Source organism: Bradyrhizobium sp. CCBAU 11386 (assembly GCF_028128955.1).
GTDB lineage: Bacteria > Pseudomonadota > Alphaproteobacteria > Rhizobiales > Xanthobacteraceae > Bradyrhizobium.
Genome location: NZ_LBKA01000027.1, coordinates 34,117 through 54,273 on the forward strand (window position 1 = coordinate 34,117; position 20,157 = coordinate 54,273).

Consider the following 20,157-nt stretch of genomic DNA (forward strand, 5'->3'; position numbering starts at 1 on the left):
ACAAGGATTTTGTCATGCTCGACACCATCGGCGCCGGCTCGGCGCAGAAGACTGCGCAGCTCGGCTGGACCGGCGCGGTGCGCTTCCTCCATCTCGCCCCGCGTGCGTTCCTGCCGATGCGCGCAGCTGAAACGATCACCCTCGTCGCCGGCAAGGGGATCGAGGGCGACCGCTATATGATCGGCAACGAAGAGGGTTTTTATTCGCACAAGCCGGAAGAGGGCCGGCAGGTCACCCTGTTCGAGCTCGAGACGCTGGTAGCGCTCAAGCGTGATGCCGGCATCGAGCTCGGCCCGCAGGAGCACCGGCGCAACGTCACGGTCGAAGGCGTGCCGCTGAATCATCTGGTCGGCCGCCGCTTCTGGCTCGGGGAAGCCCTGCTGGAGGCGACCCGGCTGTCGGTGCCGTGCCGGCATATCGAAGAGATCACCGGCAAGGCGATCTTCGATCCCCTGATCAATCGCTCCGGCCTGAACTGCAAGATCCTGCAAGGCGGCATCGTCAAGGTCGGCGATACCGTGCGGAACGCGGCATGAAGGTGCGTCCGATCACGACGATCAAGACGATCGTCACCGGCATCGAGGAGGCGAGGGCAGGCATAAAACTGTTCACGCTGGCCGATCCCGACCGTTGGGAGCTGCCGCCCTTCAAGCCCGGCGCGCATATCGACCTGCATCTGCCGAACGGACTCGTCCGCACCTATTCGCTGTGCAACGAGCCCGCCGACAATGCGCGCTATGTTGTAGCGGTCAAGCGTGAGGCTGATGGGCGTGGCGGTTCGCGCGCGCTTCACGACGAGGTTGCAATCGGCGACGTGATCGGCGTTTCGCTGCCGCGCGGCGGGCTAGATCCCGGTGCAGGCATTGCGCGCCATGTGCTCATCGCCGGTGGCATCGGCGTGACGCCGTTCCTGTCGATGGCGCGACATCTTTCGCGAACTGGCGATGCCGACTTCGTGCTGCATCTGATCGTGCGCGAGGAGATGCCGCTCGCCGCGCATCTCGCGCCACTGATCGACGCGGGCCGTGTCGTCGTGCATTGCACGTCCCGGACCGGGCGTCCTGATCTCGCGGCGCTCATCGGGGAGGGCGGGGCGGACACGCTGGTCGCCTGTTGCGGGCCGGAAGGCATGACTGAGGATTTCGAGCAGGCGACCGCAGCCTGGCCCGCCGCCAATGTCCATATCGAGCGTTTCATCGCGCCGCCGCCGGTCATCGATCCCGACGCAAAGCCCTTCACGCTGTCACTGGCGCGCTCGGGCGCCGAGATCCAGGTCCGCGCTGGCCAGACCATGCTGGCCGCGTTGCAGGAAGGAGGCATCGACATCGCGACCTCCTGCTGCGGGGGCATCTGCGGCGCCTGCAAGGTCGGATGGATCGAGGGCAAGCCGGTGCACCGCGACCGCATCCTGTCGCCGTATGAGCGCGAGCGCTATCTCATGGTTTGCGTCGCCGGATCAGACGCGGAGCGGCTGGTGCTCGATCTCTGAGCTACCAGTGCACGCTCTGGCTCGGCACGATGAACGCCGTGCTGCTGGGCGGTGTGGCCAAGCTCGTCGCCAGATACCAGCCGGAGCCGAGCACGAGCGCCAGCAGGGCGACCATGGCGAGCACATCGATTGTTCTTGGATCGTGCCCCCTTGGACTGAACTTGGGATGCGGACCAAGCCTGAAGTGAAGAAAATGAGGGCTGATTTTCCAGCGCATTGTTGTTTCCTCCCGCGGGAGCAGCAAAACAACGCGAGGAGAAAGTTCCGGTTCCACTCAGGCCAGCGATGCGCAAAGCACCGCAACAAACTTAGGGCGCGTTGACGCCGCGCCAGCGCGCGTAACGCCAGGGCAGATACCAGCGTGCCCCGGGCGGCGCGGCGAGGGGCACGTTGTCGATGCCCGACGTGCCGAACGGGTTGCAGCGAAGCACGCGCGCGAGCGTCATCCAGCCACCGGCCCAGAGCCCGAAACGTTCGATCGCCTCGTCGCCGTAGACGGAGCAGGTCGGAAGGTGCCGGCAGTTGTAGCCGACCAGCGGCGAGAGTGTATGGCGGTAGAGCCAGATCAGCGCGCTACCGAATCTGCGCGGGAGGCGAAGCGCGCCCTCGATGGGAGTGGAACAATGCTCGCAGGCTGAATGCTTCATGTGCGCTTTGCCGCGATCGTTGGCGAGGTGTTGCCCGGTTCCGGCGCAGGGAACAGCAAGCTGTTGTTTGCGCGCCATACTTTGCGTGCTTTTTGGGAGCAGTGCAGCAAGTACCTATGGACGATCTGTATTCCCCCGGATACCATTTTTATGACGTCCGTGTGTAGAAGCATACTCGTGTATGATGGACTCAGAGGGCGCTACCGGGGATTGTCGGGGGACCTTTGGGGCTTGGGGAAGGAACCAGATTGAGACTTCTGAACTCCCTTGATCGTCGCGGCTGGTTGGTGCTCGGGGCTGCCGCACTCGGTATCGCGCTGTCCGGAGCTGTCGCTACGACCGGCACCAAGGCTCATGCCGCTGCTGCCCTCGAAGAGCGCAAGCTGCCGATGAAGTTCAGCTGGGTCGCCTGCGAGCCGAATTGCCGTGGCTGGGTCAGCGCGGTTGGCATCATCACCGCCGATACACCCAGGGATTTCGAGGAGTTTTCGCGCGGGCGCCAGCTCGGCGGCGCCACCGTCGTGCTCGATTCCAGCGGCGGTTCCGTCAACGACGCGATCACGCTCGGCAGGCGCTTCCGCAATCTCGGGCTTTTGACCACGGTCGGCATCAGCGTTCAGAACCGCGGCGGGCAGTCGGCCCGTCCGGCGGTCGCGCCCGAGGCCTATTGCGAATCCATGTGCGTGTTCCTGCTGCTGGCCGGCAAGAAGCGCTACGTGCCGGACGCCGCCCATGTCCGGGTCCACCAGATCTGGATGGGCGACCGTGCCGACGACGCCAAGGCGGCGAGCTACAGCGCGCAGGATCTGATGATCGTGGAACGCGACATTGGCCGGCTTGCCAAATACACCTTCGACATGGGCGGCGCCGGCGATCTTTTGTCGCTCGCGCTCAGCGTCCCGCCCTGGGAAGATCTGCATGAGCTGGACACCGGCGAGCTCAAGCTCACCAATCTCGTGACGACCGATCTGGTGGCCGACGTGCTGCCGCATGTGGACGTCACAGCGCCGGCCATGGCGGAGCTGGCACCGAAGACGCAGGCCAGATTCGGTGTGGAACCGGAGCAGCCGGCCAAGTCGACCAAGACGGCGGAAGCCGTGGTGCCGACCGGGACGGCGCCGAGCGCGGGCTCGCAGAAGTAGTCGCAAATCTTGGCAGTCATTCCGGGGCGCGCGTAGCGCGAACCCGGAATCTCGCGCCGTAATCTCGGGATTCCGGGTTCGTCGCTTCGCGACGCCCCGGAATGTTCAGCCCTGCGCCGCAGCCGGCTGCTTCGCCTTCGCCTCGATCTGACCGATGGCATCGACGACTGCATCGAAGGTCAGGAGCGTCGAGGCATGCCGCGCCTTGTAGTCGCGGACCGGCTCGAGGAACTTGATCTCTTCCCATTTGCCTTCAGGAGGCGCGCCGTTCTCCTTGAGCATCTTGCGAACGGTTTCGCGTAACTCACGGAGTTCGCTCGCAGTCGAGCCGACGACGTGACTTGCCATAATGGATGAAGAGGCCTGTCCCAGCGCACAGGCCTTCACGTCATGGGCGAAGTCGGTGACGGTGTCTCCACTCATCTTGAGATCGACCTTCACGGTCGAACCGCACAGCTTGGAGTGGGCAGTCGCGGTGGCATCGGGGGCCGACAACCGCCCGAGGCGCGGAATATTCCCGGCCAACTCGATGATCCGCTTGTTATAAATGTCGTTCAGCATGTGATGGAGTCCAACACTTCCGCGCCGGATCGGCCTTGGCGGGCGCCGTCCAGGGTCCTATATAGGGTCGGAACGGGTGGAAAAACAGTCCAGCGGCCCGGCGGCGGTGATCCAGGACCACGCGGCCGACGTTAGAGATTGCGGACCTTTTTCGCCAAAACTGTAGTCTTTCAGGCGTCCGGCGGCTTGCCGCCCCGTCTGCCGGTGACACTCCGGCCGCAAGGCCGTCGAACGGAGTCGATATGGACGCTACGATCAAATCCCTTCGCCCCAACAAGCCCTCCGACCGGCAGCCCGAGAGCCGCCCGGCCGAGCTTGACCCTGCCGAATTCCTCGCGGCCGCCGTCCGCGCCGACCAGCCGCGCCCCGCGCGCGCAGAGGCGGAAGCGGCGGTGAAGACGCTGCTGGCCTATATCGGTGAGAACACCGCGCGCGAGGGTTTGCTCGACACGCCGCGCCGCGTGGTCGAGGCCTTCGACGAACTCTATCAGGGCTATCACCAGTGCCCGGCCGAGGTGCTCGACCGCACCTTTGGCGAGACCGCAGGCTATGACGACTTCGTGCTGGTGCGCGACATTGAGTTCACTTCGCAGTGCGAGCACCACATGATGCCGTTCTACGGCAAGGCGCACATCGCCTATACGCCGGTGGAGCGCGTCGTCGGCCTGTCGAAGCTTGCCCGCCTGACCGACATCTTCGCCCGCCGGCTCCAGACCCAGGAGCATCTGACGGCGCAGATCGCCGCAGCCATCGACGAGGTCTTGAAGCCCCGCGGTGTTGCCGTGCTGATCGAGGCCGAGCATACCTGCATGTCGGTGCGCGGCGTCGCCAAGCATGGCGCCTCCACGTTCACCAGCCGCTTTACCGGCATGTTCCGCGACAATCCGGCGGAGCAGGCCCGTTTCCTGTCCCTGGTGCGAGGCCTGCAACGCTGACCTCGCGAATAGGCCCGGCGAGGTTCGTTGTGTCCGCTCACTCCCATGAGATCGAGGAAGGTCTGTCCTTCCAGCCCCGGTTCGATGCGGCCGGGCTCGTGACTTGCGTGGCGACCGATGTCGCCACCGGCGACGTGCTCATGGTCGCCCACATGAACGACGAGGCGCTGCGCAAGACGATCGCGACCGGCGAGGCCTGGTACTTCAGCCGCTCACGCAATGCCTTGTGGCGAAAAGGTGAGACTTCAGGTCAGACCCAGCGCGTGGTCGAGATGCGCACCGATTGCGACCAGGACGCGGTCTGGATCCGCGTCGAGCAGATCGGCGCCGCCTGTCACACCGGCCGCCGGTCCTGCTTCTACCGCAAGGTCGAGGCCGAGGGCGGGGGAGCGAAACTGGTCTTTGTCGATGCGGACAGGCTGTTCGATCCGGACGCGGTCTACAAGAAGTAGCCTGTTGTCATTCCGGGGCGCGCGGAAGCGCGAGCCCGGAATCCATCGTACGGCGTCACGCGCGGCCCAATGGATTCCGGGCTCATCGCTACGCGATGCCCCGGAATGACAGCGCCCTCCGAATTAACCCCGCATTAACCATACCTGTCCCACGGTGAGACGACAGGGCGCCGAATTGCCGGCGTCGCACAACGCCGCGCGGGGCGGGCACTCCATCATGTCGGTCGACAATTCCAGTGCCTCTCAGACGGCGGTTCTCGATCCGTCGCGGGCGCGTGTCGCCGGTGCGATCAAGCAGGCGTCGAACATCACGGGCGTCAGCTTCCAATACATGCTGACCACCGCAAAGATGGAATCGGATTTCGATCCGACAGCGGGAGCCACGACGTCGTCCGCGCATGGGCTCTACCAGTTCATCGACCAGACCTGGCTCGGTACGGTGAAGGAGGCGGGGACCCAACTCGGCTATGGCAACTACGCCGACGCCATCACCAGGACGTCGTCGGGCAGCTACACCGTCGACGATCCCGTGATGAAACGGTCGATCATGAAGCTGCGCGACGACCCGGAGGCTGCCTCGAGCATGGCGGCGGCGCTGACGCAGTCGAACAGCTTCAAGCTCACCGGTCTGCTCGGCCGCAGGCCGTCCGACAGCGAGCTCTACATGGCGCATTTCATGGGCGTCGGCGGAGCCGCAAAACTGATCGCCAATGCCGAGGACAATCCGCAAGCGGTCGGCGCGCGGCTGTTCCCCAATGCGGCATCCGCCAACCGTTCGATCTTCTACGCCAGGGATGGCCGCGCCCGCAGCGTCTCCGAGGTCTATTCGGTGCTGGACGCGCGCTATGCGAGCGCGGCAAATTCGAAGACCACGCGCAGCGCGATGGCGATGTATGGCGGCACGCCGTCGACGACGCAGGTCGCAAGCGCGAATGCCGTGCTGCCCACCACGCCGGTGATCGACAACGCCGCCTATCTCCAGACCTTTCCGGATGCGCGCGGCGTGACGCCGGTCAGCGCGACATCGTCAGCGACAGTCGCGGACAATGCACCGAGCACGCCGATGTTTCGCTCGATCTATCAGCCCGGCGACGCCACGCAGCCGGTCTCGACGACGGTGCAGAAATTGTGGGGCAACAACGCCTCGCTCGCGTCAGCGACGCCGGATGTGCGGCTGCCGCAGCCGCTCGATCTCTTCAGCGATCGCAGCGGCACGTTCTCGAGCTAATACTCACTCTCTCGCGTCCCGGACGCGCAGCGTTGCTGCGCCGTGTCCAGGGGCACGGATGCAGAGGCGGCTTGGTTCCCTTAACAAAACGTCAATAAAACCAGCCAGTTATGGTGAACGCTTTGTTAAGCGTCGTGGTTTATTTTGTGTTGCAGGTGACAAGCCGTCACCGCTTCGTCTTCGTTGCGTAAGCCGGAAGCACCATGATTGTTCGGCAGTTCATCAATTGGATCAGGACGGCGTCCGCCGGCGAGCGGGCCGAGGCAACACGGGCATTGGCCCGGGCCTGGCTGATCTCAGACCTTTCTGCAGACGACCGCGTCGCCGCCGAAGGCGCGCTTCTGATGCTGCTCGACGATCCCTCGCCGCTGGTGCGGCAGGCGATGGCAGAGGCCTTTGCGCGCAGCACGGATGCCCCGGCGGCGATCGTGCGGGCGCTGTCGGCGGACCAGCCGACCGTCGCGCTGCCCGTGCTCGAACATTCTCCGCTGCTGATCGATGCCGATCTCGTCGACATCGTCGCAACCGGCAATGACGAGGTGCAGTGCGCGGTCGCGCGCCGCATCGCGCTGCCTGTGTCGGTCTGTGCCGCCATTGCCGAAGTCGGCTGCGCAGCGGCAGCGCTCGAGCTGATCGAAAATCCCCATGCCGAGCTCGCGCCGTTCTCCTGGAACCGCATCGTCGAGCGTCACGGCCATCTCGCCGCGATCCGCGAAGCGATGCTGGTGCTGGAGGATCTGCCGGCCGCAACGCGCGCGGCGCTGGTGGCAAAGCTCTCGGAGACGCTGGCGCAATTCGTCGTGGCACGGAACTGGCTGAGTGCCGATCGCGCCGACCGGATCACCATCGAGGCGCGCGACCGCTCCACCATGAACATCGCGGCGCGCTCGCGTGGCGAGGACATGCAGGGGCTCGTTCATCACCTGCGCGTCACCGGCCAGCTGACCGCGGGCCTGATCCTGCGCGCATTGTTGTCCAGCAATCTCGATCTGTTCGACGCAGCGCTGGCTGAACTCGCCGATCTGCCGCTGGCGCGCGTCACCGCGCTGCTGCACGACCGCGGCGGCAACAGCCTGCACGCGCTGCTGCGCCGCGCCGGCCTTCCCGAGGCGACGTTTGCGGCGTTCCAGGTGGCGCTTGATGCCTGCCATGAGCAGGGCTTCGTCGATAGCGACGACGGGGCGGTGCGGCTGCGCCGGCGCATGGTCGAGCGCGTGCTCACCCATTGCGAGACCGACCGTGGTGCCACCGAGCCGCTGATGGTCCTGCTTCGCCGCTTCGCCACCGAGTCCGCGCGCGAAGAGGCAAGGCTGTTCTGCGACGAGCTGGTCGCGGACGACAGGGTCGATCCGGTTTATGACGATCTGATCGCGGCGTAGTGAGATGCCGTAGGGTGGGTTAGCCGAAGGCGTAACCCACCGTGCTGCCGCGAGCGCGGAACGAAGTTGGTGGGTTACGCTTCGCTAACCCACCCTACGACAACCATTGAGAATAGTCAGCACGACTCCGCCGGCACGATGCTCGGCGCCAGGATCACCTCGAGATGCTCGGGGCGGTCGCGGTTGACGTCGGCGAGGTAGTCGTCGGCGACCTTGCGCAGGCGCCGGCTGAGCTCGGCGGAGACGCTGATGCTGTCGAGCTTGGTGTTCTCGTGCACGATGGCCAGGATGGCGTTGATGTGGTGCGTGAACAGCTCGGCCGGCACCCGTTCGAGATCGGGCGCGTGCTCGATGACGCGGCACAGGCTCTCGGCGATTCCCGCCGCGGCCGGATAGCCGAATGTCGCAGCGTCGCCCTTGATGTCGTGCGCGGCGCGGAACAGCTCGTCGCGCCTGTCCTTGGTGAATCCGTCATTGCGGATGGCGACGTAGGCGGCGGACAGGCGGTTGACCTCGGTCGTCATCCAGTCCTTGAACTCGCCGGCGAGACCGGCGAGCGCCTGCTCGGCGCGGCTGACCGGATCGTCCATGTCCTTGTCTTCGACACGGCGTAGAACCTTGCGCAGCGGATTGGGCTGCGTGATGATTTGATGCGTGGCGAAGGCCGTGACCTCGATGTCCTTTGCGCTGTTCTTCGCCATGATACCTGCCTCGCGTGAGACGTTGCGCTAGATGGAGGAGCGGGCCTTGTCGAGCAGCGAGGGCTGCTGGAGCACTTCGTGCTTTTCGCCGACGCGGCGCTCGGGGCCCATATAGGCGGAGTTGGTGTTGCGGCGCCGGTCCGGGCCGAAATAGGTCTTGGTCTTGATGAAGGGCCGGGGATTGGCGACCACGTTGAGGATGCGCTGATAGAGGCCCTTGGCCGAGATCGGCTTGGCCAGGAATTCGGTGACGCCGGCATCGCGCGCGACCGTGACGCGGCGCTTCTCGGAATGGCCGGTCAGCATGATGATCGGCGCGTAAGGATTGCCCTTGGATTCCGGCTGCCGGATCATCTGGGCGAGCTCGAGCCCGTCGAAGATCGGCATCGCCCAGTCGGTGATGACGATGTCGGGCACGTAATGGCTGTACATTTCCAGCGCCGTGGCGCCGTCCTCGGCCTCGTACACTTCGCGCGCGCCGAAGGAATGCAGCAGCGTCCGCAGGATACGGCGCATGTGCGGATTGTCGTCGCAGACGAGGAAGCGCAGCTTGTTGAAATCGATGCGGAACATGACGCCTGGGCCAGAGCGGTCAACCTTCGTTAACCATATCGTGGCGGGGGTTAACGAAGGGTTGCGACCGGGCGTCCCAAAGCGCCAGTCGAGGCGCCGGGCAGGGGGCTCAGTACCCGAACTGCTCGCGCAAAATGCGTTCTTCCAGGCTGTGGCCGGGGTCGAACAGCATGCGCATCGAGATGGTCTTGTCCGACAGCACCTCGACGCGACGGACGTCGCGCACCTCGTCGTGGTCGGCGACCGCAGCGACGGGGCGCTTGTCGCCCTCCAGCACCTCGATGACGACATAGGCCGTGTTGGGCAGCAGCGCGCCGCGCCAGCGGCGGGGGCGGAAGGCGCTGATCGGGGTCAGCGCCAGCAACGCGGCGTTGATCGGCAGGATCGGCCCCTGGGCGGACAGGTTGTAGGCGGTCGAGCCGGCCGGCGTCGCCACCATGATGCCGTCGGCGATCAGCTCGGGCATGCGCTCGCGCTCGTCGATCAGGATCCGCAGGCGCGCCGCCTGGTAGGTCTGACGGAACAGAGCGACCTCGTTGATGGCGTGGTGCAGGTGGGCGCGGTCGTTGACGTCGGTCGCGCGCATCAGCAGCGGATTGATCTCGGACTCATGTGCCGCCTCGAGCCGCGCGCGCAGATCGTGCGTCGAGTATTCGTTCATCAGGAAGCCGACCGTGCCGCGGTGCATGCCGTAGATCGGCTTTCCCGTGTGCATGTTCCGGTGCAGCGTCTGGAGCATCAACCCGTCGCCGCCGAGCGCGACCACGATGTCGGCCTCGTTCGGGTCGCAATTGCCATAGTCGCTGGTGAGCTGGCCGAAGGCGGCCTGCGCCTCGCTGCTCGGGCTGGCGACGAAGGCGATCCGGTCGTAGCGCGCTGGCTTGGTCATGGCTTCCGGGCAGGGCCGCTGGCTCGAGAAAGTTCCGCCGGGCTCGTCTATACACCCGGGCCCGCATTGTCGAGGATGACCGCCCTTTAAAGCAAACGGGCGGCTGGCGGATCCGGGACGAATCCGGGGCGTTTCCAGCCTGATCGGCCGCCTTGGGCGCTGTCGGACCCATGATCCCCCAAACCGTCGCAATTCCGCGCTAACCTATCGGCCTCACCGGCTGTCACAGCCGGGTAGGGAGAACGATCATGGTCACGAGTTTGCAGGAGGTCCGCCGTGCGACCCTGGTGCTGGCGGTCTCCGCGGTCGCGCTCGCGGGATTTGCCCGCGCAGACGATCCGCCCCAGCCGCGGGCCGAGACGGCGGCCCCAGCCGGACAGAAGGGCGGGCGTGGCAGTGGCGCGCAAAGCGCGCCGCAGAATCCATTCCCAACCGCCGAGCCGCACCGTCTCCCGTCGGATTCGACCACGAAGCAGACGCTCGATCTGCCCGGCCGCACGCTCAACTTCGCCGCAACCGCCGGCTCGATCCGCGTGTTCGATGGCAAGGGCGAGCCGCTGGCCGACATCGCCTACTCGTCCTACGAACTCGAAGGTGCCGACCGCGCCACGCGCCCCGTGACGTTCCTGTTCAACGGCGGACCCGGCGCGTCCTCGGCATGGCTCCAGTTCGGCGCTGCGGGCCCGTGGCGGCTGCCGCTCGATGGCGAAGCCCTCTCGCCGTCGGCCTCGCCCGAGGTGAAGCCGAACGCGGAGACCTGGCTGGATTTCACCGATCTCGTCTTCATCGATCCCGTCAGCACCGGCTACAGCCGGTTTGTCGCCAGCAGCGAGGACGCGCGAAAATCCTTCTACTCCGTCGACGGTGACGTCAACGCGATCGCGCTGGTGATCCGCCGCTGGCTCGAGAAGCACGACCGGCTGGTCTCGCCGAAATACGTTGCAGGCGAGAGTTATGGCGGCATCCGCGGGCCGAAGGTCGTGCGCCAGTTGCAGATCCAGCACGGCGTCGGCGTCAGGGGATTGATCCTGGTGTCGCCGCTGCTCGACTTCCGCGAGTTCACCGGCACCAGCCTCCTGCAATATGTCGCGACGCTGCCGAGCTATGTGGCGGTGGCGCGCGAGGCCAAAGGACCGGTCAAGCGCGCCGATCTCGCCGACGTGGAGGCTTACGCGCGCGGCGAATTCCTGGCCGACCTCGTCAAGGGCGTAGCCGACAAGGAGGCCACCAATCGCCTGGCCGACAAGGTCGCCGAGCTCACCGGCATCGACCAGGCGGTGAGCCGCAGGCTCGCCGGCCGCTTTGACGTCGGTGAATTCCGCCGCGAGCTCGACCGCAAGAACGGCAAGGTGACGGGACGCTACGATGCCTCCGTGCGCGGCTTCGATCCCTATCCGGATTCGGGCAATTCTCGTTTCGGCGATCCCTCCGGCGACGCGCTCCAGGCGCCGCTGACGAGCGCCGCGGTCGACGTGTTGACCCGCAAGCTCAACTGGCGGCCCGACGGCTCCTATGAAGTCCTCAACGGCGCCGTCGAGGGCCACTGGGATTTCGGCCGCGGCATCAACCCGCCGCAGTCAGTGTCCGAGCTGCGCCAGATCCTCGCGACAGATGCGAAGCTGAACGTCCTGGTCGCACACGGCCTGTTCGATCTCGCCACGCCCTATTTCGGAACGAAGCGGGTGCTCGACCAGTTGCCGGCGTTCGCGACCCAGCGCGTGAAATTCGCCGTCTATCCCGGCGGCCACATGTTCTATTCGCGCGATGGCTCGCGGCAGGCGTTTCGCAGCGAGGTCGAGCGGTTGATCAGGGAGTAGGCCGGCGTTTGCGCGGGGGATATCTCCGCGCGATCTCGCGCGCCACGACGCTCGCCGGCTTGACGTTGGCCCCCGCGATCCAGATGTCGCTGACCTTGCCGCGCTTGTCGCGGACGCGACGTACCGGCTCGCCGTGGCTGGAATAGCCGGCGGCCCAGGAGAGCTTGCCGGCATCGCGGCCGGTGACCTCGATCTCGGCGGCATCCATGAACGGATTGTTGAACTGCGGATTTGCGATCAGCACGCGGTTGCCCATCGGCACGAGATCAGTCGCGCCCCACACCGTCCACCAGCGGCCGCTCCAGTCGCGCACCCGCCTGTCGGGCGCGCCGCGGGTCTTGAAGACGCGCAGGATCTGCATCGCGCCGTCCATCCAGAACGGCGCCGCGCCGTCGATGGAGTTGCTGAGGATGCTGATCGCGAGCTCGCAAGCGGGGATGGAGCAGGTCCGGGAGATGTAGCCCTGGAAACCTCCGCCATGGCCGAACCAGTCCCAGCCGTCGGTTTTGCCGGCGTTGACGCCGAGGCCGTAATAGCCCTCGAAACTCTGCGGGATGCGCCAATGGTGCCGCGTCATCTCGCGCCGGCTCGCGACCGCCAGCACGCTCTTTCTTGCGTTGGGTGCAAGCTGCGCGAAGAAGCGGGCGGTGTCGCCGGCGGTGGCGACGAAGCCCGCGGCCGACGCCATCGCGTGGGCGGGATTGTCGCCGGGGATCACGCATCGTTCGCCGAACGGCTGCTTTCGGGTATGGCCGCGCGCGAACGGCGCGCCCTTGGGAAGCGGTGCGTTTGGCTCGGTCTCGCGCAGGCCCGCGGGTTCGATGATCTCGCGCCTGATCCAGACCGGGTAGGGCTCTTTCGTTATCGCTTCGATGACGAGACCAATGAGGCCAAAGCCATGATTGGAATATTTGAAGCGCGTGCAGGGCTCGATCGCGGTCGGCAACTTCAGCTCCGCGAGCAGCTCCCTGGCGTTGAGATAGGGGCGGCTGTCGATGAACTGGCCGGAATCGGCGCCGTCGCGCGTCAGCCCCGCGCTGTGCGAGAGCACCTGCGCAATCGTCGTCCCGGCGACGCGCGGATGCAGGCCGGCGACATATTGGCCGACCGTGTCGTCGAGCCGGATCTTGCGCTGCTCGCGCAGCTTCATGATGCCGGCGGAGGTAAAGCTCTTCGAGTGCGAGGCGATGCGGAAGCGGTGGCGCGGGGTGAGCTTCTCGCCGGTGTCGAGATTGGCAAGGCCAAATGCGTGCTCGGCGACGACCTCGCCGCGATGGGCGAATGCGATGATGACGCCCGGCTGTTGGACTGTCGTCTGTTGGAATTCGACCCAGGAGCCGATGTAGTCGATCGCGGATCGCAGCCAACTGTCCATTGCGCACCGATTTGCGAGGGGGGATTGGTGCGCGAGGCTAGCCGAGAAAGCAGAACCGGCACAACCCCGAGGTTGTGCCGGTTCGCGTCGTTCGCAAACGAGATGGCTTAGTAGACGAGCGTCGCGCCGGTCGGCTTGTCGAGCGCCGCGGCCAGCGAACGATACTCGGAGCTGTCGGTGCCGGCGAGCGAGGCGATCTTGTTGAGGTGATACTGCGCCTGCTCGCGGTTGCCCTGCTCGAGCTGCCAGAGGCCGTAATACTGCCAGGTGCGGACGTGGTTCGGATCGTCCTTCAGCGCCAGTTCGTAATAGACCTTCGACGACTGGTAGTCGCCGAGCTTGCGATAGGAATAGCCGATCAGATTGGCGACGTCGGCGACGTCGTCGCGCTTGAGCGACTTCAACTGATCGATCGCGCCCGTGTAGTTATGGTCGTCGTAGATCGTGGTGTAGGCGGTGCGATAGGCAGCAAGGAATTTCGGATCGCTGACGGAGGAGCTCTTCTTCTTGCCCTTTTTGGTCGACGTGTCCGACTTCGGCGGCGAGGAGGGGTCGTCGCCGCCCGCGGCATAGGCGCTGGTCAGAACCGGCCCGGCTGCGAGCGTCATCGAAACGAGTCCCGGCAGCAGAAGCATTGAGAGTTTGCGCATCTAAGTTCTCCCGTATGAAGCGCGGCGATCCTACACGATTGCCTGAAGACCGGAACACCCGCCGGGCAAAAACATTCCCCGCCGCCCCGGCCCATTCGCCCTGCCGCAGATGACAAACTTGTCATCCAGATGAACGGAAGCCTGCAACCGGCTTCAGATTGGGTTCAGCGCGCGAGGCCTAGGCTTCCACCTACGATCGAAGGGTTGGCGAGAGGGCGCCCGCCTGAAGATCCTTCCAAGAGGAGACCAACCATGTTGAAGACCATTTCCGCAGCCTTGCTCGCAGCTTCCGTGATCGCAGCCCCGGCCTTCGCGGCCGAGGCCGGCAAGACCACCACGACCGCGCCGGTGATCAAGGCGGACCAGAGCCAGACCAAGACGTCGAACACCGCCGCGAAACCGGACGCCGGCGTCAAGGCCGACACCAAGGCCGCCGACACCAAGGCGGACGCCAAGGTCGACGCCAAGTCGAAGGCGATGAATGCGAACGCCGCGGTCACGCCCGACGAGCACAAGACCGTGCGCACGCATCGCCATCACCACAAGCATCTGTCGGCGAAGAAGTCCCTGAAGGCGCAGCCTGACGTGACCAAGCCGGCGACGATCGACAAGCGCAGCTAACGACTGATCCCGCGCGGCGGCATCCCTGGCATTGCCCTGCTGCCGCGTGCGGAATCCAGGCCCGTCCCGTCGTCCCGGCGTCTTGCGCGAAAGTGCAAGGCACCGGCGGCGGGCCGGTGCGTCTGCAAGCGAATTCCCTTCGCGCAACCTTGGGGCTAGAACATCTCCCTGACCTGAGCGAGTGGAGAGCGTGACCTGTGGGGCGATTGGCGAAACGTGCGGTGAGCCTGCTATTGATCCTGGCATTGCCGCTGGCGCTCGCGGCGTGTTTCGGCAGCGACGGTGACCGTCCGACCCTGATGGCTGGGAGCCAGGCTGGAGGTCCTCAGCCTTTTCCCGACAATTTCCGCGGTGACACGCTCGCTTTGATGCGCGCCTATCTGAACAATCCGGTCGGCGTGCGCGAGGCCGGCATGGCCGAGCCGGTGCTGCGCGAGGTCGGCGGCCGACAGTTCTACGTGAGCTGCCTGCGCTTCACGCCCCGCGAGACCGATGGCAGCTACAAGGGCATACGCGAGCGCGCCGTCGTCTTCGTCAACGGACGGGCCGACCGGGTCCTCGATCGCGCCAGCGAGTTCTGTACTGACGCGGTTTACGCACCCTTTCCGGAACTGGAAAAGATGACGCGGTAGCGCAAAGCCCGCCTTCATCGGCTGGTGCTAGGACAGAAGCCGCCGGAGCTGCTGGATCACATTTTGGCGAGCTTTGAACGGGGCAGGTTCGCCTTGCGACAGATCGTTACGGCAAGCCTTGCGCAGGCGGCAGAAACGGGACGGAACAAAATCGCGATGTTGCCACCCCGTCACAGTGACGAACGATCAACGTTCCGGCATCGCCGCGAAGCAACCAAATTCACGCCACGTTGTTTGCTAAGGGTCGATTTTGAAAGAACGGGGATGGACATGAAAACGATTTTGCTGGGCGCAGTCGCTCTGCTTGCGCTGGCCGCGCCGGCCGCAGCGGCCGACATGCAGCCGCGCACCTATAGCAAGGCACCGGCCTATACGCCGCCGCAGGTGATTTACAACTGGACCGGTTTCTACATCGGCGGCCATGTCGGCGGCGCGTTCGCCGGCGACAGCAGCTTCCAGTCGAGCGACGCCCGCTTCTTGGGCGGCGTGCAGGGCGGCTTCGACTACCAGTTCGCGCCCAATTGGGTCGTGGGTGTCGAGGCCCAGTATTCCTGGCTGCCGACCAACAACAACGGTGTCACGTTCCCGCTGGGAACGCAGGTGACGTCCAATACCGACCAACTCGGGTCGGTGACTGGCCGGATCGGCTACACTTGGGGTCCGACGCTGCTCTACGCCAAGGGTGGCTACGCCTGGCGCAATGGCGGCCTTGGCGTCAACGTCGCCGGCGTGCCGCAGACCTTCGCCGCCACCGGTAACAACAAGGACGGCTACACCGTCGGCGCCGGCCTCGAATACATGTTCGCACCGAGCTGGTCGGCCAAGGCCGAGTACCAGTACTACAATTTCGGCAGCACCACGTTCACCTCCGGGCCGGCCGACATCGTCGGCGTCCGTGGCCGGGAGGACGAGCATACCGTCAAGGTCGGTGTGAACTATCGTTTCGGCTGGGGCGGTCCGTCAGCCTCGCGCTACTGACCCGCCAGCAGCAGTCCCAGATCTGACAAAGGCCGGCTCGCGCCGGCCTTTCGTTTGCTTTGCGTGAACCATCTGGCGCGTCATTTGCAAGCAAACATTCCGGCGCGCGCCTTCTCACGCGTGTCATGGGGCTGGCGTAAAGCAAAAATAATTTTTGCCGCTTACGGAACTCGCGCTCCGGAATGCGTTATATGAGAATTACCGGGCTGGTGGGACGACGGTCATGCGTATCTTGGTGTCGGCAGCAGTGCTCTCGTGCTTGGTCGCCGTGCCATGCTCTGCTCAAACAATCCTCAAATCCGAGCCTCTGATGCTGGCACCCTATGAGGTGGCCTTCGTCAAGGACGCCTCCTGTCCCTCCGGCAAGGTGTTGAAGGTCACTGGCGCAATCCGCGGGCTGCACCGCCGCAAGGCCTGCGTGGCGCTGGCGGGCGAGCAGGCATCGCTGGCGACCGCGACGCCCTGAACCCTCCGGCTGCTTCCGGCCCGACCTCACGAATTCAGCTGAAGTTCTATCCTGGACTGGCGCTCGGCCTCGGCCTTGTTCGTGGCGGGGTCCTCGCCCTGCGCTGCCCGGCAGGGCTTGATCTCGTAGTCGTTGTCGAGCACCCGGCGCGGCCCGGCACGCTCGTCGTCGGCGCTGACATCCACGACGAGGCCGCTCCGCTGCGCCAATTTCCAGACGTCGGACTCATCAGGATAGGCCTTGCTGATCTGGGCGTCGTTGCAGAACAAGGCGTAGGGCATTCTTCCCGCTCCCGGAAAGCGCGTTAACGACTTCACCGGCGCGGGGTTCCGGCCGACGGGCAATCACGGGGGCGTGATCGGGGCGCCAGGGGTCCTTGAGTCGTAAACGAGTCCTGAATCCCAAAAAAAGAATCCCTGGGACTCTCCGGCCGGAATCAGCGGATGTTTTCGGGCCATGACGAGCGACCTGAAAACCTCTTGCGGGCACATGCTCCTGCCGCTGACGCTGGCGCTGTTCGGCGCCTGCGCGGCCAATCTCTGGCTGGTTTGGTCCTGGCTGTAGGCTCCCTGACGGCCTGCCTGCCTTACTTGGCGGCCGGCGGAGGAGGAGCGGCGTCGCGGATGGCGGCGCGGACTTTTGTCAGGGTCGCCGCGCAATATTCCTCGCGCTCGCGCTCGAGCCGCTCCTGATGCTTGCGGAAATTCGCAATCCTGGCCTGCATCTCGGTGCGGAAATCGCCACCCGTGCGGGGCGGCGGGACCTGGACGGGCCGAGCCTGGGGGGCGGGGGGAGATATGGCCGGCGGCAGGTCGGATTCGACCGCAACAGTCTGCACGGTCACGATCTCCGCGGTCGCCGCGAATGCAGCAGGCGGGCTTTCCGGCGGATGGAGGTCATCCTTCTTGCCGGTTACCGATTGGACGAAGGCCAGTGTCTGCGCGATCAGTGCGTCGCGCTCTCTGATCCACTTCATGGGACACCCCCGTTAGGGGTACTCCACCAAAGCTCGAGGGGCGAATCAAGAAGGTATCTTGCAAGGGATTGCATATTTTTCCCGGTAGCCCGACAGTGGGCGGATGGAAGCCGGGAAAGAACAGTCGGACGAAGCCGAGGGCTTGAGGCTCGTTCGCGCGTTCCTGTCGCTGCCGCCCGACAAGCGGGCGGAGGTGATTGCGTTCGTCGAGGAATTGGCGCGTGCCCATGGCCGGCCCGGGGAGGGCGAGGGTACATCTCCGAAGGGCACATCCCCGAGGTGAGCGCTATCGCTCGCGCGGGTTGACGTTGGGCACGAAGGGCGCACCGACCACCCGGACCGCCGCCGGGGCTGCGGCATCCACCGGCCTGTTGTCGGCGACCTGCCTCTCCGGAGCCTGTCCAAAGACCGGCCCGTACAGCGCAAGCGTGCCGGCCACGACGACGCAGCAGAGCGTCACCGCTCCCAGCAAGAATATGTTTCGATGTTCTTCCCTGATCCGCATGGGGCAAGAACGAGCGACGCATGCGCTTGGTTCCGCGCCGGCGATACGGGAGCAGGCGCCCTGAAAAAGCGGCCGAAGCTTACGCCAAGCTTACGGCGGGACTCCAAAGGGTTATTTTTCAGTAAGAGTGCCGGTATCATTTGGTATCAAATCTTAACGCCCGCCGGTTCCAATGCACGTTGCTGGGATTACGCCCTCGACTGGAAATCATTGGATCTTGCGATGAGCTTTTTGAACAATCTGAAAATCGTCTGGAAGGTTGGGCTGATCGTGGCCGTGATGGGCTGTGCGATGGTCGGTGTCGCCGCCTTCGGCACGCGCGAACTCGCTGCGACCGTCGACGGGTTTGCCGAGCTCTCCGCCGCGCAGTCGTCGGCGCTCAACCTCACCCGCGCCCAGCGCCGCGCCGAGACCTATCACGCGGCGCTCTATGCGGTCTTCACCGAGGCGACCGAGGCCGGCAACGCCAATCGTCTCAAGATCGCCACCCAGAACCGCGACGAAATCCGCCAATATCTGGACGCGGCGGAGCAGGACGACCCAACGCGCGCAAGCCAGATCAGGAGCATCGGCGACCAGTTGAAGGCCGTGTTCGCCGGCTGCGATCCGGTGCTGAAGGCTGGCTCGCAGGCCAGCACCCCGGAAGAGAATGCCAAGGCCGCAGACCGGGCGCACAAGGAGTGCGACCCGGTGATGGATGCGGCCCTGGCCCGCATTGCCCAGTTCGTGACCGAGACCGCGCAGGCGGTTGCCAAGCACAAGGAAGCGATCAACCGCGACGCACATTCCGCGACCTGGACCGTGATGGGCGTCAGCGCCGGCGGGCTGATCCTGGGCATCGCAATCGCGCTGTTCATCGGCCTCAATGCGATGTCCCGGCCGATCGCCCGGCTCAAGCTCGCCATGGAGGGCCTTGCCCGCAACGATCTCAAGACCGAGGTGCCCGAGAAGGATCGCCGCGACGAGATCGGCGACATGGCGAGGACCGTCGAGGTGTTCAAGACCAACGGGCTCGAAGTGGAGCGGCTCAAGGCGGCGCAGGCGGAAGCCGAGAAGCAGGCTGTCGAGCAGCGCCGCCGCGACATGGTCAACCTGGCCGACGGCTTCGAACGTGCGGTCGGCGAGATCATCGAAACGGTCGGATCCGCGTCCACCGAGCTCGAGGCGTCGTCCTCGACCTTGGCCACCACCGCGCAGCGCGCGCAGGAGCTGACCTCGGTCGTCGTGGCCGCTTCGGGCGAAGCCACCGGCAACGTGCAGTCGGTTGCGACCGCCACGGAAGAGCTGTCCTCCTCGGTCAACGAGATCAGCCGGCAGGTGCAGGAATCGGCGCGGATGGCGGGCGAAGCCGTCAACCAGGCGCGCACCACGACTGAGCGCGTCAGCGAGCTTTCGGTCGCGGCCACGCGGATCGGCGACGTCGTCGAGCTGATCAACACCATTGCCGGCCAGACCAATCTGCTGGCGCTGAACGCCACGATCGAAGCCGCGCGCGCCGGCGAGGCCGGGCGCGGCTTCGCGGTCGTTGCCTCCGAGGTGAAGACGCTGGCCGAGCAGACCGCGAAGGCGACCGGCGAGATCAGCCAGCAGATTTCCGGCATCCAGACCGCGACCCAGGAATCGGTGAACGCGATCCGCGACATCTCCGCGACGATCGAGCGGCTCTCGGAAGTGTCGTCGACCATTGCCGCGGCCGTCGAGGAGCAGGGCGCCGCGACCCAGGAGATTTCGCGCAACGTGCAGCAGGCCGCCCACGGCACCCAGCAGGTCTCCTCGAACATCACCGACGTGCAGCGCGGCGCGGCCGAGACCGGCTCGGCCTCCTCGCAGGTGCTCTCGACCGCAAAGATGCTGGCAACCGACAGCAACCGGCTGAAGGACGAAGTCGGAAAATTCCTCCGGACGGTGCGCGCCGCCTAAGTCCGCGCGGCGGCGTCCGTCCGCCGCGCCGATAGCGCCTATTGTGGCAGCAGAAATGCAAGCACGATGACGAACGGCATCGCCGTCATGATGACGGCCGTAGCTGCACCGGCGACCATTTTGGCCTTCTCTTTGGCCGTGGTGGAGCGCATCGGTCAGACACCAGATGGCTGACGCGAGCGGGCTCGCTTGCGGATAGTTTCGGCCAAGACCCTCTGCCT

Annotated in this window: 24 protein-coding genes; 13 read left to right on the forward strand and 11 right to left on the reverse strand. The window is 65.4% G+C overall.

All coding sequences use genetic code 11. The features are described 5' to 3' along the window. Positions 1 to 14: 14 nt before the first annotated feature. Both XI09_RS06440 and XI09_RS06445 read left to right on the forward strand, forming a co-directional pair. Positions 15 to 536 (forward strand): MOSC domain-containing protein, encoded by a 522-nt coding sequence (locus tag XI09_RS06440; RefSeq protein WP_271566123.1) that lies wholly within the window; start codon positions 15 to 17, stop codon positions 534 to 536. Beyond that, on the forward strand, positions 533 to 1,489 hold the full coding sequence (locus tag XI09_RS06445) for a PDR/VanB family oxidoreductase (RefSeq protein WP_271566124.1): 957 nt from the start codon (positions 533 to 535) through the stop codon (positions 1,487 to 1,489). Before XI09_RS06440 ends, XI09_RS06445 begins: the two co-directional genes overlap by 4 nt. Position 1,490: 1 nt before the next feature. On the opposite strand, the gene XI09_RS06450 is transcribed toward XI09_RS06445, so the two are convergent. After that, positions 1,491 to 1,706 (reverse strand): hypothetical protein, encoded by a 216-nt coding sequence (locus XI09_RS06450; RefSeq protein ID WP_271566125.1) that lies wholly within the window; start codon positions 1,704 to 1,706, stop codon positions 1,491 to 1,493. 91 nt (positions 1,707 to 1,797) lie between these two features. Then, on the reverse strand, positions 1,798 to 2,136 hold the full coding sequence (gene yidD, locus XI09_RS06455; protein ID WP_271566126.1) for a membrane protein insertion efficiency factor YidD: 339 nt from the start codon (positions 2,134 to 2,136) through the stop codon (positions 1,798 to 1,800). A gap of 248 nt (positions 2,137 to 2,384) precedes the next feature. On the opposite strand from yidD, the gene XI09_RS06460 reads away from it, so the two are divergent. Next, positions 2,385 to 3,278 carry a hypothetical protein gene (locus tag XI09_RS06460; protein ID WP_271566127.1) on the forward strand — a complete coding sequence of 298 codons (894 nt, stop codon included), beginning with the start codon at positions 2,385 to 2,387 and terminating at the stop codon, positions 3,276 to 3,278. Between the two features lie 105 nt (positions 3,279 to 3,383). Here XI09_RS06460 and XI09_RS06465 read toward each other — a convergent pair whose 3' ends face one another. Continuing rightward, positions 3,384 to 3,839, reverse strand: a complete 456-nt coding sequence (locus tag XI09_RS06465) for an iron-sulfur cluster assembly scaffold protein (protein WP_027549065.1) — start codon at positions 3,837 to 3,839, stop codon at positions 3,384 to 3,386. Positions 3,840 to 4,081: 242 nt separating this feature from the next. Here XI09_RS06465 and folE point away from each other — a divergent pair, with 242 nt between their 5' ends. The 4 genes from folE to XI09_RS06485 all read left to right on the forward strand — a co-directional run bounded on the left by folE (position 4,082) and on the right by XI09_RS06485 (position 7,833). Then, positions 4,082 to 4,774: a GTP cyclohydrolase I FolE gene (gene folE / locus XI09_RS06470; protein WP_135174305.1), complete on the forward strand. Its 693-nt coding sequence runs from the start codon at positions 4,082 to 4,084 to the stop codon at positions 4,772 to 4,774. A gap of 29 nt (positions 4,775 to 4,803) precedes the next feature. After that, positions 4,804 to 5,226 (forward strand): phosphoribosyl-AMP cyclohydrolase, encoded by a 423-nt coding sequence (gene hisI / locus XI09_RS06475; protein ID WP_092191410.1) that lies wholly within the window; start codon positions 4,804 to 4,806, stop codon positions 5,224 to 5,226. 217 nt (positions 5,227 to 5,443) lie between these two features. Then, entirely contained in the window at positions 5,444 to 6,454 is a 1,011-nt protein-coding gene (locus tag XI09_RS06480; protein WP_271566128.1) for a lytic transglycosylase domain-containing protein, read from the forward strand. Positions 6,455 to 6,657: 203 nt separating this feature from the next. Further along, positions 6,658 to 7,833, forward strand: a complete 1,176-nt coding sequence (locus XI09_RS06485) for a DUF2336 domain-containing protein (RefSeq protein ID WP_271566129.1) — start codon at positions 6,658 to 6,660, stop codon at positions 7,831 to 7,833. A 116-nt stretch (positions 7,834 to 7,949) separates the two neighbouring features. Here XI09_RS06485 and XI09_RS06490 read toward each other — a convergent pair whose 3' ends face one another. The 3 genes from XI09_RS06490 to XI09_RS06500 form a co-directional block, all read right to left on the reverse strand. Further along, complete coding sequence (locus XI09_RS06490) at positions 7,950 to 8,534, reverse strand: Hpt domain-containing protein (protein WP_271566130.1); 585 nt, start codon at positions 8,532 to 8,534, stop codon at positions 7,950 to 7,952. A 27-nt stretch (positions 8,535 to 8,561) separates the two neighbouring features. Continuing rightward, on the reverse strand, positions 8,562 to 9,107 hold the full coding sequence (locus XI09_RS06495; protein WP_008549760.1) for a response regulator: 546 nt from the start codon (positions 9,105 to 9,107) through the stop codon (positions 8,562 to 8,564). A gap of 109 nt (positions 9,108 to 9,216) precedes the next feature. Beyond that, entirely contained in the window at positions 9,217 to 9,996 is a 780-nt protein-coding gene (locus XI09_RS06500; protein WP_271566131.1) for an NAD kinase, read from the reverse strand. 248 nt (positions 9,997 to 10,244) lie between these two features. Here XI09_RS06500 and XI09_RS06505 point away from each other — a divergent pair, with 248 nt between their 5' ends. After that, the gene (locus tag XI09_RS06505) at positions 10,245 to 11,813 is read left to right on the forward strand and encodes a S10 family peptidase (protein WP_271566132.1); all 1,569 of its coding nucleotides are present in this window, start codon (positions 10,245 to 10,247) and stop codon (positions 11,811 to 11,813) included. Here the strand turns inward: XI09_RS06505 and XI09_RS06510 are convergent. Together XI09_RS06510 and XI09_RS06515 are read right to left on the reverse strand one after the other, a co-directional pair. Beyond that, complete coding sequence (locus XI09_RS06510) at positions 11,803 to 13,188, reverse strand: serine hydrolase domain-containing protein (RefSeq protein WP_271566133.1); 1,386 nt, start codon at positions 13,186 to 13,188, stop codon at positions 11,803 to 11,805. The genes XI09_RS06505 and XI09_RS06510 overlap by 11 nt on opposite strands. Before the next feature lie 107 nt (positions 13,189 to 13,295). Further along, complete coding sequence (locus XI09_RS06515; protein ID WP_135174312.1) at positions 13,296 to 13,838, reverse strand: tetratricopeptide repeat protein; 543 nt, start codon at positions 13,836 to 13,838, stop codon at positions 13,296 to 13,298. Between the two features lie 252 nt (positions 13,839 to 14,090). Here XI09_RS06515 and XI09_RS06520 point away from each other — a divergent pair, with 252 nt between their 5' ends. The 4 genes from XI09_RS06520 to XI09_RS45715 all read left to right on the forward strand — a co-directional run bounded on the left by XI09_RS06520 (position 14,091) and on the right by XI09_RS45715 (position 16,535). Beyond that, positions 14,091 to 14,459 (forward strand): His-rich protein BRANT, encoded by a 369-nt coding sequence (locus XI09_RS06520; protein WP_271566134.1) that lies wholly within the window; start codon positions 14,091 to 14,093, stop codon positions 14,457 to 14,459. A gap of 197 nt (positions 14,460 to 14,656) precedes the next feature. After that, positions 14,657 to 15,091 carry a hypothetical protein gene (locus XI09_RS06525; RefSeq protein ID WP_271566135.1) on the forward strand — a complete coding sequence of 145 codons (435 nt, stop codon included), beginning with the start codon at positions 14,657 to 14,659 and terminating at the stop codon, positions 15,089 to 15,091. 270 nt (positions 15,092 to 15,361) lie between these two features. Beyond that, on the forward strand, positions 15,362 to 16,069 hold the full coding sequence (locus tag XI09_RS06530) for an outer membrane protein (protein WP_271566136.1): 708 nt from the start codon (positions 15,362 to 15,364) through the stop codon (positions 16,067 to 16,069). Between the two features lie 223 nt (positions 16,070 to 16,292). Next, positions 16,293 to 16,535 (forward strand): DUF6719 family protein, encoded by a 243-nt coding sequence (locus XI09_RS45715; RefSeq protein ID WP_092191392.1) that lies wholly within the window; start codon positions 16,293 to 16,295, stop codon positions 16,533 to 16,535. 26 nt (positions 16,536 to 16,561) lie between these two features. On the opposite strand, the gene XI09_RS06540 is transcribed toward XI09_RS45715, so the two are convergent. From XI09_RS06540 to XI09_RS06555, 3 genes are all read right to left on the reverse strand, one after another. Beyond that, on the reverse strand, positions 16,562 to 16,816 hold the full coding sequence (locus XI09_RS06540) for a hypothetical protein (protein WP_271566137.1): 255 nt from the start codon (positions 16,814 to 16,816) through the stop codon (positions 16,562 to 16,564). Positions 16,817 to 17,121: 305 nt separating this feature from the next. Next, positions 17,122 to 17,511 (reverse strand): hypothetical protein, encoded by a 390-nt coding sequence (locus XI09_RS06545; RefSeq protein ID WP_271566138.1) that lies wholly within the window; start codon positions 17,509 to 17,511, stop codon positions 17,122 to 17,124. 286 nt (positions 17,512 to 17,797) lie between these two features. Further along, the gene (locus tag XI09_RS06555; RefSeq protein WP_333939039.1) at positions 17,798 to 17,983 is read right to left on the reverse strand and encodes a hypothetical protein; all 186 of its coding nucleotides are present in this window, start codon (positions 17,981 to 17,983) and stop codon (positions 17,798 to 17,800) included. Between the two features lie 255 nt (positions 17,984 to 18,238). Between XI09_RS06555 and XI09_RS06560 the strand changes: the two genes are divergently transcribed. Beyond that, a complete protein-coding gene (locus tag XI09_RS06560; protein ID WP_271566140.1) occupies positions 18,239 to 19,936 on the forward strand; it encodes a methyl-accepting chemotaxis protein in 1,698 nt (565 codons plus the stop codon). Positions 19,937 to 20,157 lie beyond the last annotated feature (221 nt).